Raw genomic sequence first — 18,946 nt, 5'->3', positions numbered from 1 at the left:
AAATGAAAATCAAAACAAAACTCAACGCTGGCGTAGGCTTGCTTTTTTTAATGATCATCGTGCTTTCTGTGCTCAGCGGCTGGTACATCAATCAACTGAAAAAAGATACCAATAACATATTGGTAGCCAATTACAATACACTGCAATATTCCAGAAATATGCTGCTGGCCTTGGAAGAGATCAGTTCCGATTCTGCGGCCTTCGGTGTTTTCGAAAGGCATCTCGAAAAACAAAAGAAAAATGTGACCGAACCTGGCGAGAAGGAAGCGACAGAAAATATTGCCACGCATTTTCTATTATTAAAACAAAAATCAGACAATCCCAAACTACTGTCATCCATCAGAAGAGATATTGCCGAGCTGATGCAACTCAATATGGTCGCCATCGAGCATAAAAGTAGTGTGGCTGATGCGACCGCGAAAAGCGCAATTGCCATCATTTCAGCTGCAGGAATGTTGTGCTTCATCATCGCCTTTATCATGATGGTGAATCTGCCTTCCAATATTGCCAATCCAATTCAGGTCCTGACAGGAAGTATCAAACAGATCGCAAATCAGAATTACAAAGAACGGGTTCATTTTGAAAGCAAAAGTGAGTTCGGTGATCTGGCAATGTCTTTTAACATCATGGCCGAGAAACTTCAGGAATATTCTGAAAGCAAGCTGGACAAGATCATCCGTGGAAAACGCCGCATCGAAACTTTGATCGATAATATGCACGATCCTGTGATAGGCATTGATGAAGGCAAAAAAGTCCTTTTCGTCAATGATGAAGCCCTGAAGATCGCAGGTCTTAGAAAAGAAAACTTCGTAGGAAAACTGATTCAGGATGTGGCTGTGACGAATGATCTTGTGAGAACCATCATCAAGGATATCATTCAGGAAAATGGCTACAACAAGAGCGAAACAATGAAGATCTACGCCGATGGGAAAGAAAGTTATTTCGAAAAAGAGATCATCGATATCAACGTGGTTCCGACGGGAGAGAAGGAGAGCCAATTCATAGGGCAAGTGATCATGTTGAGGAATATTACGCCATTTAAAGAATTGGATCTAGCCAAAACCAATTTTCTGGGAACAGTTTCACATGAGTTCAAAACGCCGATCTCATCCATCCAAATGGGACTTCAATTGTTGGAAAATAAACAGATCGGAATAATGAATGACGAACAGAAAACGCTTGTCAATGGCATCAAAGAAGACGCTAACAGGTTACTGAAGATCACGGGCGAACTTTTGAATATCACACAAATAGAAAGTGGTGCAATACAGCTAAACATACAAGCCTCTGATATTAGGATGATCATCGAGGATGCGATTAATGCAAACAAATCGGCAGCAGAGCAGAAGCACATTATTTTCAAGATCAATATAGAAAATGGTCTGAAGGAAGTTTTGGCTGATGCTGAGAAAACATCTTGGGTTCTGAACAATCTACTGTCAAACGCGGTGCGCTATTCTCACGATAATTCCGAGATAGAATTGAATGTCATTAAAGTTGAGGGCAGGATTCAATTTGCCGTTATCGACAAGGGTCAAGGCATTCCTTCACAATATCTTTCTAAGGTTTTTGATCGCTATTTCAAAATCCCGGGAACCAAAAAAGAGGGTACAGGTCTTGGGCTTAGTATTAGTAAACAATTCATTGAAGCGCAAGGTGGTAAAATATTGGTGGATAGTGAATTGGGAAATGGAAGTAAATTTTACTTTAACTTAAAATCGATTTGATTATCAAGTTCCTTATTGGAGATTATTAATATTAAATATCAAATAAAAAAGCGAAGAGAATAAATCCCTTCGCTTTTTGTTTCAATAAAATTAAGTTGATTTCAGGTGAACTAGTATCCAGGATTTTGGCTAAATTCCTTTGATGCATCCAATGTTGCCTGTGGAATTGGAAATATTCTTCTGTATGGTTGCGAAGCTGGTTTTGCTGTTCCTGCAATGTCAAACCTTCCAAATCTGATCAAAGCTTTTCTTCTGTACATTTCCCAGTACAATTCGTAGCCTGACTCGTTCAGTAGTTTGGTTGCCGTCAGTTCTGCGATCGCTACACCTGGCGCATTGCCGTACAATGCCTCACGCGTTCTACTGGTTCTTAGAATGTTGACATCGGCTAGAGCTGCTCCTACATTGCTCTTTCTGAAATAGGCTTCTGCTCTCATCATGTAGATCGTTCCCAATCTGTACAATGGCACATCCATGCCACTGGTTCCGTTGTTTCCATATCCGGGATCAAACTCGAATTTGAAATTTCTCACACCTTTGTTGATCTGCGATTGTGTCAGTACAGATTCCATTGGCTTATCAAAATTAAGTTCCGGTGTGAAGTCTGCAGCCAAGGTTGTATTTTTCTCGGTATATAACTTATAGACTTTGATCCTTTCATCTGCTGTCATATCAAAATTTCCGTTGGCAAGGATCTTTGGTCCATATTGCTGACCTACCTGCAAACCTCTGTTGAAGTGGAACCAAGGTTTTCCGGTGCCTTCTACTTTGCTCGTTGATGGTACGCTAACGTCTGTCCCATCATTTCTGAACCAAGTGCCATCCGCATATTGATAAGTTCTGTGAAAACGAGGATCACTGAAATTGCCTACCCAAGTGTTATAAAATTCTGGCGTGATGCAATTCGCATTGGTTCCTCTGTTGTCGGGAGAAGGTTTTTGGATTCTTTCCATAGACATGTAAGCCAAGTCGTTGTCTGCATTTCTATTGGAGTTTTTCTTCTGAACGATGGAGAAGATCATCTCTTTGCTATCGCCATTATTGATGTCAAAATTATGGAAGTAATTGGACTCTAAACTGAAAAATCCAGAGTTGATGATCAGGTTGGAATACTCGATCACTTTGTCCATGTCGTTTCCTGTTCCGCTAACTGCTGGTTGCAAGAAATCAAAAGATGCCGCTTCTCTCTTTTTCAAGACCGCTCTGTTGAGGTACATGTCTGCAAGGAAAGCGTACGCTGCCTGCTTTGTAAATCTACCGGCGTGTGTATTTTGCGCTTTGAAGTTTGCCAAGTTTGGGATCAGGGATTCAACTTCGGTGATGAGTTCATCTATCGAAGTATCTGCTTTTTTGATCTCGATAGGTGCGTTCAGGTCAGCAGGATCTCTATAAGGCGCTTGACCGTACATTTCCAGCGTGTTGTACGTGTAGAAAGCCAACAGTGCTTTTGCTTCTGCCAAAAATAAAGCCTTCTCGCTCACGTTGCTTTTTTCTATACTTCGGATTGCGGTCAGAGATTTGGTGATCCCAAGTGTCAAATTATTCCAAGTTGTCTTCACTACGTCATTGTTGGCATCCCAAGTGAACTCGTGCATGGCGCGCCATTTTCCGCCGTCGCCCCAGTCGCTTCCTCTGGTTGGTAGCAATGCTTCATCAGTAGAATATTCCTGCAAAGCGAAAACATTCCCGTGATCCACAAATGTTCCGTCTCCCAATTGTCCGTATGCAGCTGCCAATGCACTTTCCGGGGCCGAAGTCTCCGAACCTAGAACTTCATCTATCACCTGTTCTTCCAGATTTGTACAGCTAAGAATTCCTATAGATAATATTGCCAGTAACGGCAGATTTATATTTAAAAATTTAGATTTCATAATTAGATTTTATTGTTTTTGTTTGTCATATGTTATCGCTCTATCTTCATTGTCTGCCTGCGTTTCGGAATCAAGGCGATTTCATAATTAGATTAATTAAAATTTAACAGTTGCTCCAAATAAAAAGGTTTTTGCAGACGGGTAAGTTGTATAATCAATTCCCAAAGACTGATTGCCGGCTGCCTGCTTATTGGTATCCACAAGAGGATCGTAACCTGTATAATTTGTAATGGTCCAAAGATTCTGAGCACTTACATAAAGATTGAGACTTTTCATCCATTTCAGTTGAGTGCTGTCGAATGTGTACCCAACTCTCAAATTATTCAGACGGAGGAAATCTGATTTCTCCAGATAAAGCGAAGACAACTGTGGCTGGTTGGTAGGACTTGCCCCTGACTCATAGAAATTTGTGAGAAGGTTTCTGTCTGATGCCAAATTGTTGATATTGAGGTTCAAAGCCGTATTGTTCACAAGGTAACCACCTGTTTGTCCGATGAAAGAAAATCCAAAATCGATTTTCTTGTAGCGCATGTAAGAATTAAGTCCGAATGTGAGATTTGGAATGGCGCCTTCAAAGATCTTTCTGTCTTTTGGTCCAATCGTTCCGTCGCCGTCCACATCTTCATAAATGTACTTTCCGTCAGCATCGATTCCAAGGTAATTTAGCATAATAAATGAACCAGCTTCGTAGCCATTTTTATAAATATTGGCCGTCACACCCGACATTCCAGGACCAGAAACTTCGCCGGAATAGATCTCGGAAACAGGTAGATTTCTCACTACATTGTTCACGGTTGCACCATTGACATCCACTGTCCATGTAAAATTATCCTTGCGGATGATATCCGAACCTAAAGTCACCTCAAAACCTTTGTTCACGATTTCTCCATCTACATTGGTGTAGACCGTGGTTGTTGGGCTCAATACTTTTGAAGGAATATTTAGGATCGGGTCTTTGGTAATTTTGTTGTAATATTCTACCGATCCGTAAAGTTTGTTTTGCCACAAACTGAAATCCGCTCCAATGTTGGTTTGCTCTACAACTTCCCATCTCAGGTCAGGATTCGCAGTTCTGTTTACGGTGAAACCATTGAGGAGATTCAAATTATCATATAAATAATAACCGGCACCTTGCGAAAGTGAATAACTAGCCTGTGTCAATTTGTTCGGAACTTCTTGGTTACCAGTTTGTCCCCAACTTCCTCTTAATTTTAATTCATTAACGATTTGAGAATCCTGAAGGAAATTCTCATTAGACATCGTCCAACCTACCGCAACCGATGGAAAATAACCATATTTGTTGTTTTCCCCGAAACGTGTGGAGCCGTCAGCTCTGATGGAAGCCGTCAAAAGGTATTTTTTATCAAAATTATAATTCACCCTTCCGAAATAGGACTGCAACTCATTCTCCTGCGCGTAACCCGGAGACGGAATGAAAACATCGCCCGAATATCCCGGATTCAGCTCTGGAGAGATGCCGGCATTTTGATCAGCGATATTTCTGACACCGTAATACGTTCCTGAAAACTTGAATTTCTGATAAGAAAAACCACCTAGAATATTGAAATTATGTCTATTCAGATTGAGATCATAGGTCAGATAATGTTCCAACAAAACATTGTAAGAATCCAGATTGGCCTGTACATACATTCCTTTCGGCGTTCTGTCGGTAATGTTTGGGTACATTGTGGTGTTTCTTTCGGACATTGTTCTGTCAATCCCTAGATTTAATTTATAATTAAGTCCAGGCAATAGTCTCAATGTTGCTTCTGTGTTTCCTAAGACGCGGAAAGTATTGGTCTTATCAGTATAAACACTGAGCAAATACAACGGATTGTAATGTGCGTTCATGTTGAAATTGGTGTAGTTTCCGTTTTCATCATACAAAGAACGCGTCGGATTGGCCATCAAAGCATGGATGATCACTTGACCGTCCGATCCTGCGTTTGCACCATTTGGAATTCCGTTTTCTTTGATGTCACTCGCTGTCAAGTTTAATTTAACTTTCAAACGTTTGTTGTCAAAGAATGATTCTTCTGCATTGATACGCGCCGTCGTTCTTTTGAAATCGCTATTTTTAACGATCCCATCCTGATCCATATGCGACAATGAAGCAAAGTAACTTCCTGTGTCTGTAGACTTTGAAAAGGAAACCGAATGATTTTGAGAAGCGGCAGTACGGTAGATCTCATCTTGCCAATCTGTGCTTCCACCGTGGTCATATGACTTATCGACAATGGCAGCTCTATACTGGTCTGCCGACATCAGATCTAATTTTTTGATGACAGAAGAAAAACCTAAATAAGTATCGTAAGTAAAAATAGGTTCACCTTTTTTACCTCTTTTCGTGGTCACCAAAACCACACCGTTGGAACCTCTTGCACCATAGATCGCGGCTGCAGAAGCATCCTTTAAAACCGTGATGGATTCGATGTCTGAGGTGTTCAAAAAGTTAAGTGGGTTTTTGGCCTGTGTGTTTCCAAGACCAACGTTGGGACTGGAAGCACTTACGGCATCGTTACTCAAAGGAACGCCATCTACCACGAAAAGTGGTGTACTTCCGCTTCTGATAGATCCAATGCCTCGGATAGAAACATTCACGCCGGCACCAGGCTCGCCGCTTGATTGTACAACGCGGACACCAGCGATCTTCCCTTGCATCAGATTGTCAACCGAGATGTTCATCCCTTCTTTGAACTGTTCTGCCTTCAATTGGCTCACAGCGCCCGTCATATCCGACTTTTTTTGAGAACCGTAACCTACTAGCATCACCTCGGCAATCGTGGTGTCTTTGGATTGTAACGTCACGGAAACAGAAGTGCTTGCAATCTTGATGAGTTGCTCATTCCCGTCATAAGAAATGGACAAGGTCTGTCCGATATTGGCGGAAATAGTAAAATTTCCAGATGCATCGGTTGTGGTCGTAGCGCCAGTTTCTACGATGGTTACGGTCGCTCCTTCTGCTGCGGAACCGTCTTGTTTCACCACTTTTCCAGTGATCGTCTCATTGACCTGCGAAAAAACAGGATACTTTGCATTCAGCCCTTCTGCACTTGCCTGGTTTGCCACCAAAAAAAGTATTGCTACAGGAATTAGCTTTTTAAATTTAAATAAATTAATTTTGTGGTACATGTCATTAAGTAAAGTAATTGTTAGAGATTACATTGCTTGATAAATAGCCGCTGTTGTTCCCGCAACAGTGGTTTTTTATTTTTAAAGCAAACGTTTGATTTTTATTTTCGGGATACAAAGTAAATTGCTTTGTTCGGAATTTAGTTTAACAGAATATTATGTTAAAATAAATAATTAATAACAGAATAAAATGCTCGAAAGATGAATAATAATCCCATTTTATAATTTATATACGCGCGTTTTTCGTCATTCACATAATCTTAAAAAACACTTAACACAATCGATAAACTTCAGGAAATAGAGAGTTCCTAATTTCGCCTTCATAAAATTTGATAAGAATGAAAAAGGCAGTTTTCTTTGCGCTATATTTATCTTCCACGCATCTTTTCTGGTCACAATCTCAAAACCTCGACAATCTAAAAATCAATGAGATCCAGGTGATCGGTTCGCACAATTCTTACAAGAAAGCGATTCTTCCGGAAGTGTACAGTTATTTCTCCAAAAAAGATACATTGAACTTCTTACCAAGGATCCAATACGAGCATATTCCCATTCCGGAACAACTGGATCTGGGACTTCGAAATCTGGAGATCGATGTCTATGCCGACAGTAAAGGTGGAAAGTACGCGCATCCGAAAATCCTGGACCTTGTGAAAACCACGCAAGTTTTTGACCCGGAAGGCAAGATGAAAAAACCTGGCTACAAGATGATCCATATCACCGATATCGATTATCAGACCTGGTATTACACATTGGAAGATTGTCTGAAAGATCTGAGAAAATGGTCTGAATCACATCCTGACCACGACCCGGTTTTCATCACGTTGGAACCGAAGGACGGCAAGGCCAACCAATTTGGAACCGAGCCTGAACATTACACTTCTAAGCTTTTCGATGACCTGGATAACGAATTGAAAAACTATTTAGGAAAAGATAAGATTATCACGGCAGATGACATCAGAGGAACTTACAAAACGCTGAATGAAGCTGTATTAAACAAAAATTGGCCAAAAGTAAAAAATGCCAAAGGAAAATTCGTTTTCGTTCTGGACAACAATAGTGAGAACCGAGATCTCTACACAAAGGATCATCCATCACTCAAAGGTAGAATGATTTTTACCAATGCTGCTCCTGGCACACCAGAATCTGCGATATTGTTTATGAACGAACCTCAAAAAGACAGTTCAAAGATCCAAGATCTCGTGAAACAAGGTTACATCATCCGGACCAGAGCTGATGCCGACACGATGGAAGCGAGAAGCGAGGATTACTCAAGATTCGAAAAGGCGAAGGAAAGTGGTGCGCAGATCATCACCACCGATTATTATTTGCCGAGCAAACTTTTCAAATCCAATTACAAGATCAGTTTTGATGACCAGACTTATGAACGAAAAAATCCTGTCACTGGGAAATAAGAATTTCAATTAGATTTATTAAAGGAAAGGACTGTCAGCAATGATGGTCTTTTCTGATTTAATTTAATCTTCAATTCTATTCAAAGTTTGTTTTTGTAGGTCGATTTCGAAGTGGTCAGACGGATCACTATTTGATAAAAGCGATAGTATTTGGAAGACCGATTTCAACTGAATGATGAAAGGATCTTGAGACTGATTGGACTCAAAAAGTTTTTCTAAGGTCTTATATTGCTGCAATCTCGATTTCGGAATATCCATTTTTGCCAACTCGTCCGCCGACTGGAATTTGTACAGATCCAAAAGAAGGTCTTCAAACGTCCAATTTCGGAATGACTTGGAGTTGATCTCTCTTTGTTTTAGATATTTCTTTGCTTCGATTTCATTTAAATTTAAAGATAAAAACAATAGGTCTTCACCACTGATTTTTTCTGTTTTTTCAATAAGGTCTTTTGGCCAATCATTCGGGATCATTCGCAGTCGAACGAGTTCTTTCAGATGGAAAATCATAAAGTCGTGGTAGGATCTTGTCTTCAGAATATCCTTGTTCCAAAAGGTTTTGTTAGCATTTTTCTTTAAAGCTTCGTATTCTTTTTTATATAATGGGAAAAGGTCATCAAAATGTGGAACGTCATTCAAAACAACGGTTTGAACTTGAAACTTTTCGGCCGAATTGATCGTCAAGATTTTATAAGCTGGAAGATAGGCTGCCAACGAAGGCACTTGAACATTCACCAACATTTTGTCGCCAAACTTCCTGATTCCCGTATCATTGATATGCATATGTCCCGCAAAATGGATCTGCAAACCTGCATCAGCAAAGACTTTCGCAACTGTTTCTTCCGGAACACGTTCCAATTGCCATTTTTTATCGCCCAATAGATCTTTGATCTCATCTGTTGCGTCATCATTGAAGTCAATCATCGGGTAATGCGTAAATGCAATCAGGATTTTGTGGTTTTTCTTAGCTTCCTCAGCGATTTTCTTCACCCAATCTATCAAGTGTTTTTTGTTGGTCAAAACGTTGTTGTAGCCAATGCTTGCGCCTTTGTAATTTGAAGCGTCATAGGGATTTGCATTGATGTTTTTTGGGATGTAAGTGTTTCCGTCAATCGCGATCATCCAGACATCTTTCACAGGTTCCACAACATAACTCAAGTCTGGAACAGAAAATCCATTTGAAACTTCGTACATTCTCTTTTGATACTCAGCAAAATTCAAAGCCTTTTCGAAAGAATAATCCTGAACCGAAGCCTCATGAAACGGTGTACTCCAAAAAAGATCTTCTTTTTTAGGATAAAAACCAAAGTCTTTCAACTCATCCAAGATCTCCAAATATCCGGATTCTGCAATGTCTTTTGTAATGATTTGATTAGAAATTTTTCCAATGTTCTCTTTACTATAGATTCCAAGTGGATTTCCATCATTTCCCAGGAAATCATCTTTTCCTGCATCTTTGCGGAATGGCCCGACGGGATCATGATTTCCTGTGGTGAGGTAAAAATTGATTCCAAATTTCTGATGATAATCTTCTAAAATCCGGTGCAATCCTCGAAGATTATACGCTTGTCCATCATCCGAAAAATCGCCTGGCATCGCAACAATCTTGATTCCTCTTGCAGCAATATCATCCAAGGCTTTTATAAAAGCAAAGTAGTTTTCGTTGAAGATCCTTGTGGAATGCAACTGAGAATCCATCGTTCTCAAGATGGTCGGTTTGCCAGTTTTTGGATTGATGATGCCTTTAAAATCATGATCAGAGAATTGACCGTAGAGATCCTGAAAATGAACATCCGAAAGAAATGCGATCTGTACAGGTTGTTGCGCAGATAAAAATGTAATTATAAAAAGTAAAAATGACAATAGAGATTTTTTCATCTTAAATTGTCTAAAATAGCGGTTTCCTGGTTCAACAGGTTTACGCCAGTTTTAAATAATTGTGAAAGAAAATTATTCTTCTATTTGTAATTGATCTTCTATCTAGCAAATATTATTGCGGAAGTGTAGGAGGTGTTAACCTAACGGTACGAGACCTTAAAGTTCCCAGGAAAGCTTCTAGTTGTTGAATCTCCTTTTCCGTCAAATTGAGTTTTTTGAGCATTGGAGATTTTTGGGAATTCAAAGTTATTCCATTGTAAATTGTGGAGAGTCTTTTTTGAGCCTCTGGATTTCCGGCATTGTAGAAACGAATGACATCGGTTAAAGAAGTGAAGACGCCGTGGTGCATCCAAGGTCCAGTTCTGGAAATCTCTCTCAACGTTGGAATTCTGAACTTTCCAACATCCTCCAATTTTTTAGTGATCAGATAGCGGCCAAGATCCTGTTTTTTTGCGCCTAATATTGCCGTGCCATCATTCTCGAATTCATTGTTGGAAAAGTAGCCAGAGTTGTGGCAGTTGATACATTGTGCTTTGGTTCGGAAAAGATGAAGGCCTATCACTTCATCATCCGTGAAAGCTTCGCTCTTTCCATCTATGAATCTGTCAAATTTTGTAGACCCACTTTTAACGGTTCTTTCAAATGTGGCAATGGCTTTATTGATCCTTTCGGTCGTCACGTTTTTGTCACCAAATGCTTTTTCAAATAAGATCTCATAACCTTTTATCTTTGAGATTTTCCCAGTAGCAAGGTCGATGTGTTCATTCATTTCCCTTTGGTCGATGATCGGCATAGACGATTGCTCTTCTAATGACTTGGCTCTGCCATCCCAAAAAAGCGATGTCGCGTGTGCGATATTCAGGATTGTCATTGCATTTCTGGAGCCCAGCTGTCTATCATGTCCAAAGGATAAGGTTTTATTGTCTGTCCACGCCAACTCAGGGTCATGGCAAGACGCGCAGGCAATTTGATTGGAACCAGACAATCTTGGGTCATAAAATAAGGTCTTACCAAGAAGGACTTTTTCCTGGGAATGCGGATTGTCTTCTGGAAATTTAATCTCGGACAAATGTCCGATATCTTTAAAATTCTTTTTGACACTGGCGTCCAACTCTGCAGCTGGCCATTTTGAAACATCTCCGGAGGAATATAGTTTTCTTAATTTGTTGACTAGAGATTGGCCATCGGTTACGGATTTTTTTACAGCGCTGTTGAGGCAATTATTCAATAAGATACTACCTAAAAATAACAGGATCAATCCGCTAATGACATTCCTCATTTAATCAAAATTTTTACAAAAATAGAGCTTTCAATGGCCTTTGCAACTGACCAACAAATGATATTACTCACCTTTGCTAAAATACGATTTTATTTTGCTTCATATTGAATCAATAATAGTTAATTTTGTTTCATTCTAAATAACAATTTAAATTTATAAAATGAAAAGAAAATTTATTCTTTTATCACTTCTTGGCTCTCTATCCACTTACGCACAGCAAGATAGTTTCGAATACAATGGTGCACTTTCTTCCAATGGATGGTCCAGCCACGGCGGAACATTGGCGCAACTTGTGACTTTGACCAGCGCATCTGATGCAGGCAATAGTTTGTACTATCCGGGAATGGTGCCATCAAAAGGGAATAGAGCTTTGATCACATCGGCACAATCGGAGGATGTCAACTTAGCTTTTACTGAGGATGTGACGACAACTGCATTTGCATCATTCCTAATGAAAGTGGTAGATAATTCTACAATGTCTGCTAATACATTGAACACGGCGCCAGGATATTTCCTGCATTTTTCTCCATTTTCTGGTGAAGATATCGGCTCGACAGGCATTGTTTCCAGATTATCAGTTAGAAAGGGAAGTTCAGCTTCGACCTTCAATCTGGGAATTCTGAACACGACTGGCGGAAGCGCAAGTTTGACAGACATCTATGGCTCTACTACACCTGTGGAATATCAAGTTGGCACCACATATCTGGTAGTTTTGAAGTACGATATAACCGGGACCACGGGACAGACAACTATCTGGATAAACCCAACTGCTGCATCAGAAGCTACGCCTACCCATAGCAGTGCTTTCGGAAATTCTAACAAATTGACCCAGGTTGGAAGTCTAGCTTTCAGACAAGCTGCAACTAGTGGGAGCATAGAAATAGATGAGGTGAGACTTGGCAAAACTTGGAGTGAGGTCGTTGGCTCTGCATTGCTTGCCACTGATGATGTTAAAATAAATAGAACACCTTTGATCTCCAATACTTTGGTAAAAGATGGTTTCACAGTATTGACCAAAAAACAAGCTCGAATCCAAATCTACACTGTTTCAGGGAATTTAGTTAATGATGAAGTGTTTGCGCCAAATTCAAAAGTCAATGTTTCCAATTTGAACGCTGGCCAATATATTCTCAGAATTGCAGAAGGCGACAATGTTTCTACAGTTAAGATCATCAAGCAATAGATATTGATACTTTAAAGACAAAAAAAACTCTTAGGATCTCTAAGAGTTTTTTATTTTTAATAGCCTGGATTCTGTTGCATATTGGCATTAACATTAATGGTTTCTTGGGGAATTGGGAGCACGAATTTGTCATTCGGATAAGTAGGACTACAATTTGTAGAAATGCATCCCGCGCTTCGAACGATATTTTTATGATTTCTCATAAGGTCAAAAAAGCTCTTGTTTTCAAAAGCAAATTCCCTTCTTTTTTCTTCTAAGATGAGATCGATAGTGATGCTCGACAATTCTGGTATTCCCGCTCGTGTTCTGATCTTATTGATGTCGTTCAAAGCTTGCTGCGTATTACCCAAATGCAAAGCAGCCTCAGCGCGGATAAAATAAAATTCACTCAAACGATAAACAGCATTACTTACATTATTCTTAAACTTGGTCGTGAAAAAGTAGGGAACTGTGGTATTGCTGCCATTGACAGATGTTCTCAGAGGTCTGCTCTCATAGAGTTCTCTTCTTTTATCGTTCGCAGGATATGAGTTCATAAGGTCGTCGGAGGCAACATACTTTGACCTGTTGGAGGCGCTCGTATAATTATAGATGGATCCTACGTTTGAAACGTTGTTATTAGTATTCGCAAGTTCCAGGATCAATTCAGATATTGCCCAATCATTTTCTGACGTTGCATGGTCATAAAGGTTGAGCCCAGAATTTGCAATCAGATCGGTGCTGTAGTCATAGGCTTTTTGCCAGTCATTTTTCCAAAGTGCGATGTCGGCTGCAATTGCTTTTGTGGCATTTATCGATAGGAAATTTCTCGTAAGTCCCGCTGGGATCGCTTTTTCATTTTGAAACAAAGAAATGGATCTTGTGATATCACTTTCCAATAGCGCGAAAGTCTCTACCACCGTTTTCCTTACTGGATAGTCGATTCCCACTTTGAGAGGTGCCGTGTTGTAAGCGATTCCCAAGTGTGATGCATCGGCTGTGTAAGTGTAGTTTTGTCCGTAAACTTTGCACAACTGAAAATGCATCAGCGCCCTCATCGCCAATGATTCTGCCTTGATCTCATTTTTTTCGGACTCGGTAGCATCATTCAGATCATCTACATATTGAAGGATCAGATTGAGATTATTGATCAACTGATAAGCATTGGTGTAGAAAGAAACTGCATTGCTTTCCATTTTGGAATCATCAAAATTATAGATTCTTTCGGTCAGGCTTGATGGGCTTATCAGAGATGTGTTGGAGCTGGGAGAAAACCCGAGATTGCCTGTCAGTAGGTCACCATAAGTATAGCTCGCTTCTGCGTGTAGTGTGGATCTCAGTTGATAATATGCACCATTGAGTGCCACCAAAACGCCATCTTTGGTAGAAAGCTGATCATTGATAGAAACTTGTTCCACAGGCTCTCTGGTAAGAAAATCGCTGCAAGAAATAATGCTGCTGCAAATTGCTATTGTAATTATAAATCTTTTCATAAAATAAATGTTTAGAAATTAGCTCTGAAGCCAAAGCTGAATGTTCTCATCTCAGGATACAGGAATCTGAATTCCCGCACGCCATTCTTATCTGCAGGCGATTTTTCTTTGTACCAGTACAGCACGTTGGTGCAGTCCATGAAAATTGTAGCATTTTTGATCAAACTGTTTCCATTCTTTTCCAAAGGAATTCTATAACTAAGATTGACATTTTGAAGTTTGACAAAGGTGTTGTCATATAGAAATTTCGTACTGTTCGGGATGATCTGATTATTGTTCTTCGGAATGTGATTGGATGCGGTAGTGTTTTGAGGTGTCCAATAATCTAAAGCATTCACGCTCATGTTTCTGTTGCCTATGATCCTGTGCTGATCTATGATCTCATCTTCTATCAGAATATCACCTCCGATTTCAAAATTGATCAGGAAAGAAAGGCTGAAGTTTTTGAACAAAAATGTATTATTCATTCCACCAACAACATCAGGCTGAGAATCTCCGATAATACTGTAGGTGTCCTCATTGGCAGAGAATTGGTTGGTATCTTTGATCTCTCCATTTACGAAATATCTATCCTGACCATTTTGCGCATTGACGCCCATCCATTGGTAACCCCAGATGGCGGAGGTAGGAACACCAATTTTCTGTGCCCGCGCATAGCTGGCTATAGAAAATCGCTCACCAAAACCGCTGAGGTCTGTCACTTTGTTTTTAACGGTACTGATATTGAAAGTCGTTGTCCACCTGTAATCCTTTTTTGTAAACCAATATGCTCTCAATGATAGTTCCATACCTTTGTTGTACATCGCCTGACCATTGATCTCTGCGGAGGAATATCCAGTTTCCAACGGCGTTTGTCTGCTCACGATCATATCAGAAATATTATTCCTGTAGAATTCCAATGTAAGGTCGACTCTTTGTTTGAAATTAAAATCAATACCTAGATTGAGTTTTTCGTTTTTTTCCCAGCCCAATTGTGCCACTTGCGGTGCAGAGCTATTGGGTGTTGCGTAATCGTAATCATACACGAAACCATTATAAGAGACATTGTAAAGTCCGGAGGAGCGGTAGGAACCAATTCTGGAGTTCCCTGTCATTCCCCAGGATCCACGTAGTTTGATGAGATTCAGAAATGGATTTCCCTTTAGAAAGTTTTCTTTGGTGATGATCCAGGAAGCGCCTACCGCACCATTGTAGGCTGCATTTTTATCTGGACCAAATGCTGAGCTTTCATCTCTCCTGAGTGTGGCTGTGAAGAAATATTTTTTTCCAAAGTCATAGTTGATCTGTGAGAAAAGACTTCTTCCGTTATTTTCATTAGTAAGATTTCTCAGCGTGTAGCCATAGGTGAGTACATTAGAAGAAAGATACATCGCGGCTTCCCACGGATATTGGTATGTATTGGGATCTGTAAAATTACTACCGGAATGGTTTGTTTTAAAGTCTTTGTTGGATCTGATCTCTCCACCTAGCAGAAAATCGATGTGATGTCTCTCTGCGAAGTTTTTGTCGTAGTAGAGTTGTGTACTCCAGTTCCAGGTTGTAGCATCGGAATAGCTGATCCTGCTTCGTCCATATTTTTTATATTCTACACCATCTATGACGAAAGCGCCTGATGATCTTCCACTTTCATTAAGGCCGGATCTCCATAAGATATCTTTTTTATCAGAAAGGTCCACGCCGAAAACAGAGCTTATCTTCAAAGCTTTATTAAATTGATAACTTATATTTAAACTAGAAAGCAAGGATTTGTTCCTAAGTTTTGCAATGTTCTGATTGGAGGCCGCCAATGGATTGGGAATGCCTTCTGTTCCTGTTTCCTGATAGTTCCCATCCTTATCATAAATGCCGATGGTTGGTGCCAGAATAAAATTAAAATACGTGTTTGGTTGTTCCTTCGTCAGTTCATTGTAAGCGGCGTAAAGATTGATCTGTAATTTGTTAAAATTAAAACCAAGTGTAGCATCGATACCTTTTTTTTCCAGAGCGTTCATCACTTTGGCTTCGTCGTTCTTGGAATAATCAAGCCCGAAACGATACGTTAGAAACTTGCTGCCACCGCTGGCTGTAAAATTGGTTTTGAAGAATTCCCCATTTTTGTTCATGACTTCGAACCAATCGACGTCTGTGCCATTCCAGGTGTATCCAGCATTGGCATTGTTGGGAGCATTGTTTTTTCTGTAGGTATCCAGAAGTTGGGCGTATTGTTGCCCATTCATGTATTTGATCTTGTTGATGCTTTGCGAAACGCCGTATTGTGATGTGAAAGAGTAGGCCGGTTTTCCCTTTCTACCTTTCTTTGTGGTGATCAGGATGACACCATTTGCAGCATCAGCACCATAAAGTGCGACGGCAGCAGCGTCCTTCAATATATTGATGGTTTCAACATTGTCGGTATTAAGTCTTGCCAAAGGATTGATGTTGATCTCTGACGTAGAGCTTCCGTCGAAACCAAGTGCATCAAAAGCCTGATCTTCTCTCATGATAATCCCATCGATAATGATCAATGGTTGGGTAGAAGTGCCTTGCAATCCGTACAAGCTCACGGCCGATCCTAGGCCACGGACGTTGATGTTGACTGGTTTTGCAAGCTCCGAATTGCTCACAACCTGCACGCCGGCAGCTAGACCAGAAATCATCTTGTCCAAACTTTCAAATGGTTGCGAGGTGTTGATATCTTTCGCTGTGATGGTTGAGATGGAACCTACAATTTCTTCCTTCAGTTTCTTGGTGCCGTAGGAAGAGGTGATCACGACTTCTTCTATTCGTTTTTCATCCGCTATCGTGTCTGAAATATTCTTTTTGGTTGCGCTTTGTGCGTTTGCAGAGATAACTCCGCTGATAACAAGAATACTTACAACAGTTTTTTTCATTGATTATGTTCTGAAGATGATGTTCGTCCTTTCTACTTTCTAGAATATTAAAAATCTAGAATGGGCAAAAAGTATATTTTATCAATTTAGATTTAATTAGAATTAATAAAAATAAATTTTATCTTATAAAAAAACCACCTTTATCATAAAGATGGATCCTGTAATGATTTTGCAAAAATATTATAAAAAAATTTCAATGCTTCATTTTAAAGCACTATTTAATTATGACATTTGTTAGGTGTTTTGGGCGACACAAATTCTATCTTATTCTGATTCAGAAGTTTCGAAATTTTATTTTGAAAATCTACTTTTTTTATTAAAATCATCGTAAGTCATTCTCATTATCTTAAATCATACCTAAATTATAGAGATTAATGCCTTTTTTGAAGAGGCTAACAGTGATTCGCTGTGAATTTCCATTTAGTTAAATTTTTTATAAAGTTCTTAATGAAAAATTAAATATAAGTTATTGTAAATGTAACAGTAATGATGTCAGATGGTTGTGTCTGTGAATGGATTGTTAAACATTCTTGTCATCTATTATTAATAACACATTCGATGCTTATTGGCAAAATTTTTGCTTTTAGATTTTCTGTAAGAATTTCAGGTATTGGTTGATGAAACCAAAACTATTATTTAACATCTTTAAAACTTATTCAATGATTGTAACCATTTGCTTAGTTTTTTATTTCTCTTACTTCATCGATGTCATCTTGAAACGTGAGTACCTCAGTTTCGACATCCACTTCCCCCAGAATTATTTTTCAGGAAAATTCGACCTCCGCTTTGTGGAAATTCTTACCGTTTCCCGTAAAGTCGAGATAGAGAGATATCATTAACGCTGCTAAGCCATTTGAACATTTAGTATTTTATATAAAATTAATAACATTGATAAGTTTCCATTATGTATAACAGCACTACTAAAGCAACAAGATTCTCCATCGCCGAAAATGATTTCTACTTCAAGCAATTTCTTGTAAAGATGCTGCTGGAAAATCCGCTCTTCTCGATAGTCAATGATTGTAACAACGGAAACGAATTGATCAACCGACTTTACAGAAAGCAGGAAGATGTGTTCATCATCAATCTTTTCATGCCGATCCTGAGTGGGATAGAAGCAATCAAATACATCCGCCAGACAAACAAGGAAATTCCAATTCTTACCTATTCTGCTACTTATCAGGATGATATTGCCGCTACAATTAGTGAAATTCCCAATACTTACTACTGCCAGAAGAACAGCATCGTGATCAAGGATATTCTCCGGAACTGCATTTTAAGCCGTAATTCCAATTATGAGGATTACAAAAGAGAATGGGCCATGCAGGAAGAAGTGGTGAAAAATTACATGGACCGCCAGAAGAAGGAGCAGGAAGAACTGAATGTGACAGAGATCCATATCATCAAACTGTGCTATGAAGGATTCAGTAACAAAGAAATCGGAGACAGGATCAATCTCAGTACGAGAACGATCGACACGTACATCACAAGACTTACCGATAAGCTAGGCTTGAAAAGCAAATTGGATCTTGCTAGATTTTGTGTGGAAAATGGATATTATAACTCAAGTATTTGATCAAGATGGCTTCACACGGACAAAAAAAACTCAACAAGGATGATGTAAGAAACGGAATACTTCGCTTCGTACTGTCATTTGTGGTTTTGCTGACAGTAAGTTTTTTGACTGTATTTCTATTTTTCAGAAGTTCAGAAGTTCAAAAACGGCAGATCCAAAACGAACTGAACGATTACAAAAGTGTTCTGAGCAGAAATGAACTTTTGAAGATAAAGATGGATACCATTTATTACAAAATGGCTTTGCTTAATTCCAACAAAGTGGAGAATGATATTTTCCTTCGAAATTCAATCCTGGAAGATCTTCGGGACAACCGGAATATCATGGGAAGCGATACTGCAAAGGCATTCAAACAATATGCAACGCTCACGAAAAATATTGGTAAGATGACGGTCTTCAAAAATGAGCTGATCAACATTACTGCAAAAGAGCAGAATGCACTCAGAAGTTTGAATGAATGCATGGGAAAAGTCGGGAAGATGAATTCTCAGCTGAAAAGCAAGGAACCTGGTGGTAAAATAGCGAAACGATTAAAATAAACTAGAG

Annotated in this window: 12 protein-coding genes; 6 read left to right on the top strand and 6 right to left on the bottom strand. The window is 39.4% G+C overall.

All coding sequences use genetic code 11. From position 1 onward, the window contains the following. Positions 1–2: 2 nt before the first annotated feature. Positions 3–1,727, top strand: coding sequence for an ATP-binding protein (locus BMW39_RS17525; RefSeq protein ID WP_034978886.1), 1,725 nt, complete (start codon positions 3–5; stop codon positions 1,725–1,727). Positions 1,728–1,837: 110 nt separating this feature from the next. Here BMW39_RS17525 and BMW39_RS17520 read toward each other — a convergent pair whose 3' ends face one another. Both BMW39_RS17520 and BMW39_RS17515 read right to left on the bottom strand, forming a co-directional pair. After that, positions 1,838–3,598, bottom strand: coding sequence for a RagB/SusD family nutrient uptake outer membrane protein (locus BMW39_RS17520; RefSeq protein ID WP_034978888.1), 1,761 nt, complete (start codon positions 3,596–3,598; stop codon positions 1,838–1,840). A 96-nt stretch (positions 3,599–3,694) separates the two neighbouring features. After that, positions 3,695–6,730 carry a SusC/RagA family TonB-linked outer membrane protein gene (locus BMW39_RS17515; RefSeq protein ID WP_034978890.1) on the bottom strand — a complete coding sequence of 1,012 codons (3,036 nt, stop codon included), beginning with the start codon at positions 6,728–6,730 and terminating at the stop codon, positions 3,695–3,697. Between the two features lie 338 nt (positions 6,731–7,068). Between BMW39_RS17515 and BMW39_RS17510 the strand changes: the two genes are divergently transcribed. Beyond that, entirely contained in the window at positions 7,069–8,145 is a 1,077-nt protein-coding gene (locus BMW39_RS17510; RefSeq protein WP_034978892.1) for a phosphatidylinositol-specific phospholipase C1-like protein, read from the top strand. 63 nt (positions 8,146–8,208) lie between these two features. On the opposite strand, the gene BMW39_RS17505 is transcribed toward BMW39_RS17510, so the two are convergent. Continuing rightward, positions 8,209–10,020, bottom strand: coding sequence for a metallophosphoesterase family protein (locus BMW39_RS17505; protein WP_034978893.1), 1,812 nt, complete (start codon positions 10,018–10,020; stop codon positions 8,209–8,211). A gap of 112 nt (positions 10,021–10,132) precedes the next feature. Next, complete coding sequence (locus BMW39_RS17500; protein WP_034978896.1) at positions 10,133–11,299, bottom strand: cytochrome-c peroxidase; 1,167 nt, start codon at positions 11,297–11,299, stop codon at positions 10,133–10,135. A gap of 160 nt (positions 11,300–11,459) precedes the next feature. Between BMW39_RS17500 and BMW39_RS17495 the strand changes: the two genes are divergently transcribed. Continuing rightward, a complete protein-coding gene (locus tag BMW39_RS17495; protein WP_034978898.1) occupies positions 11,460–12,482 on the top strand; it encodes a T9SS type A sorting domain-containing protein in 1,023 nt (340 codons plus the stop codon). 56 nt (positions 12,483–12,538) lie between these two features. Here BMW39_RS17495 and BMW39_RS17490 read toward each other — a convergent pair whose 3' ends face one another. After that, positions 12,539–13,954, bottom strand: a complete 1,416-nt coding sequence (locus BMW39_RS17490) for a RagB/SusD family nutrient uptake outer membrane protein (RefSeq protein WP_034978899.1) — start codon at positions 13,952–13,954, stop codon at positions 12,539–12,541. 11 nt (positions 13,955–13,965) lie between these two features. Next, a complete protein-coding gene (locus tag BMW39_RS17485) occupies positions 13,966–16,824 on the bottom strand; it encodes a SusC/RagA family TonB-linked outer membrane protein (protein ID WP_051880069.1) in 2,859 nt (952 codons plus the stop codon). 659 nt (positions 16,825–17,483) lie between these two features. Here BMW39_RS17485 and BMW39_RS19210 point away from each other — a divergent pair. The 3 genes from BMW39_RS19210 to tssO all read left to right on the top strand — a co-directional run bounded on the left by BMW39_RS19210 (position 17,484) and on the right by tssO (position 18,939). Next, positions 17,484–17,663, top strand: a complete 180-nt coding sequence (locus BMW39_RS19210) for a hypothetical protein (RefSeq protein WP_131474367.1) — start codon at positions 17,484–17,486, stop codon at positions 17,661–17,663. Between the two features lie 65 nt (positions 17,664–17,728). After that, positions 17,729–18,400 (top strand): response regulator transcription factor, encoded by a 672-nt coding sequence (locus BMW39_RS17480; protein ID WP_034978901.1) that lies wholly within the window; start codon positions 17,729–17,731, stop codon positions 18,398–18,400. A 5-nt stretch (positions 18,401–18,405) separates the two neighbouring features. Next, positions 18,406–18,939 (top strand): type VI secretion system TssO, encoded by a 534-nt coding sequence (tssO, locus tag BMW39_RS17475; protein ID WP_034979001.1) that lies wholly within the window; start codon positions 18,406–18,408, stop codon positions 18,937–18,939. Positions 18,940–18,946 lie beyond the last annotated feature (7 nt).

This window comes from Epilithonimonas lactis (genome assembly GCF_900110605.1).
Classification (GTDB): Bacteria; Bacteroidota; Bacteroidia; order Flavobacteriales; family Weeksellaceae; genus Epilithonimonas; species Epilithonimonas lactis.
Note: the sequence above shows the minus strand (reverse complement) of the source record. Positions and strands in the feature narration are given on the sequence as shown.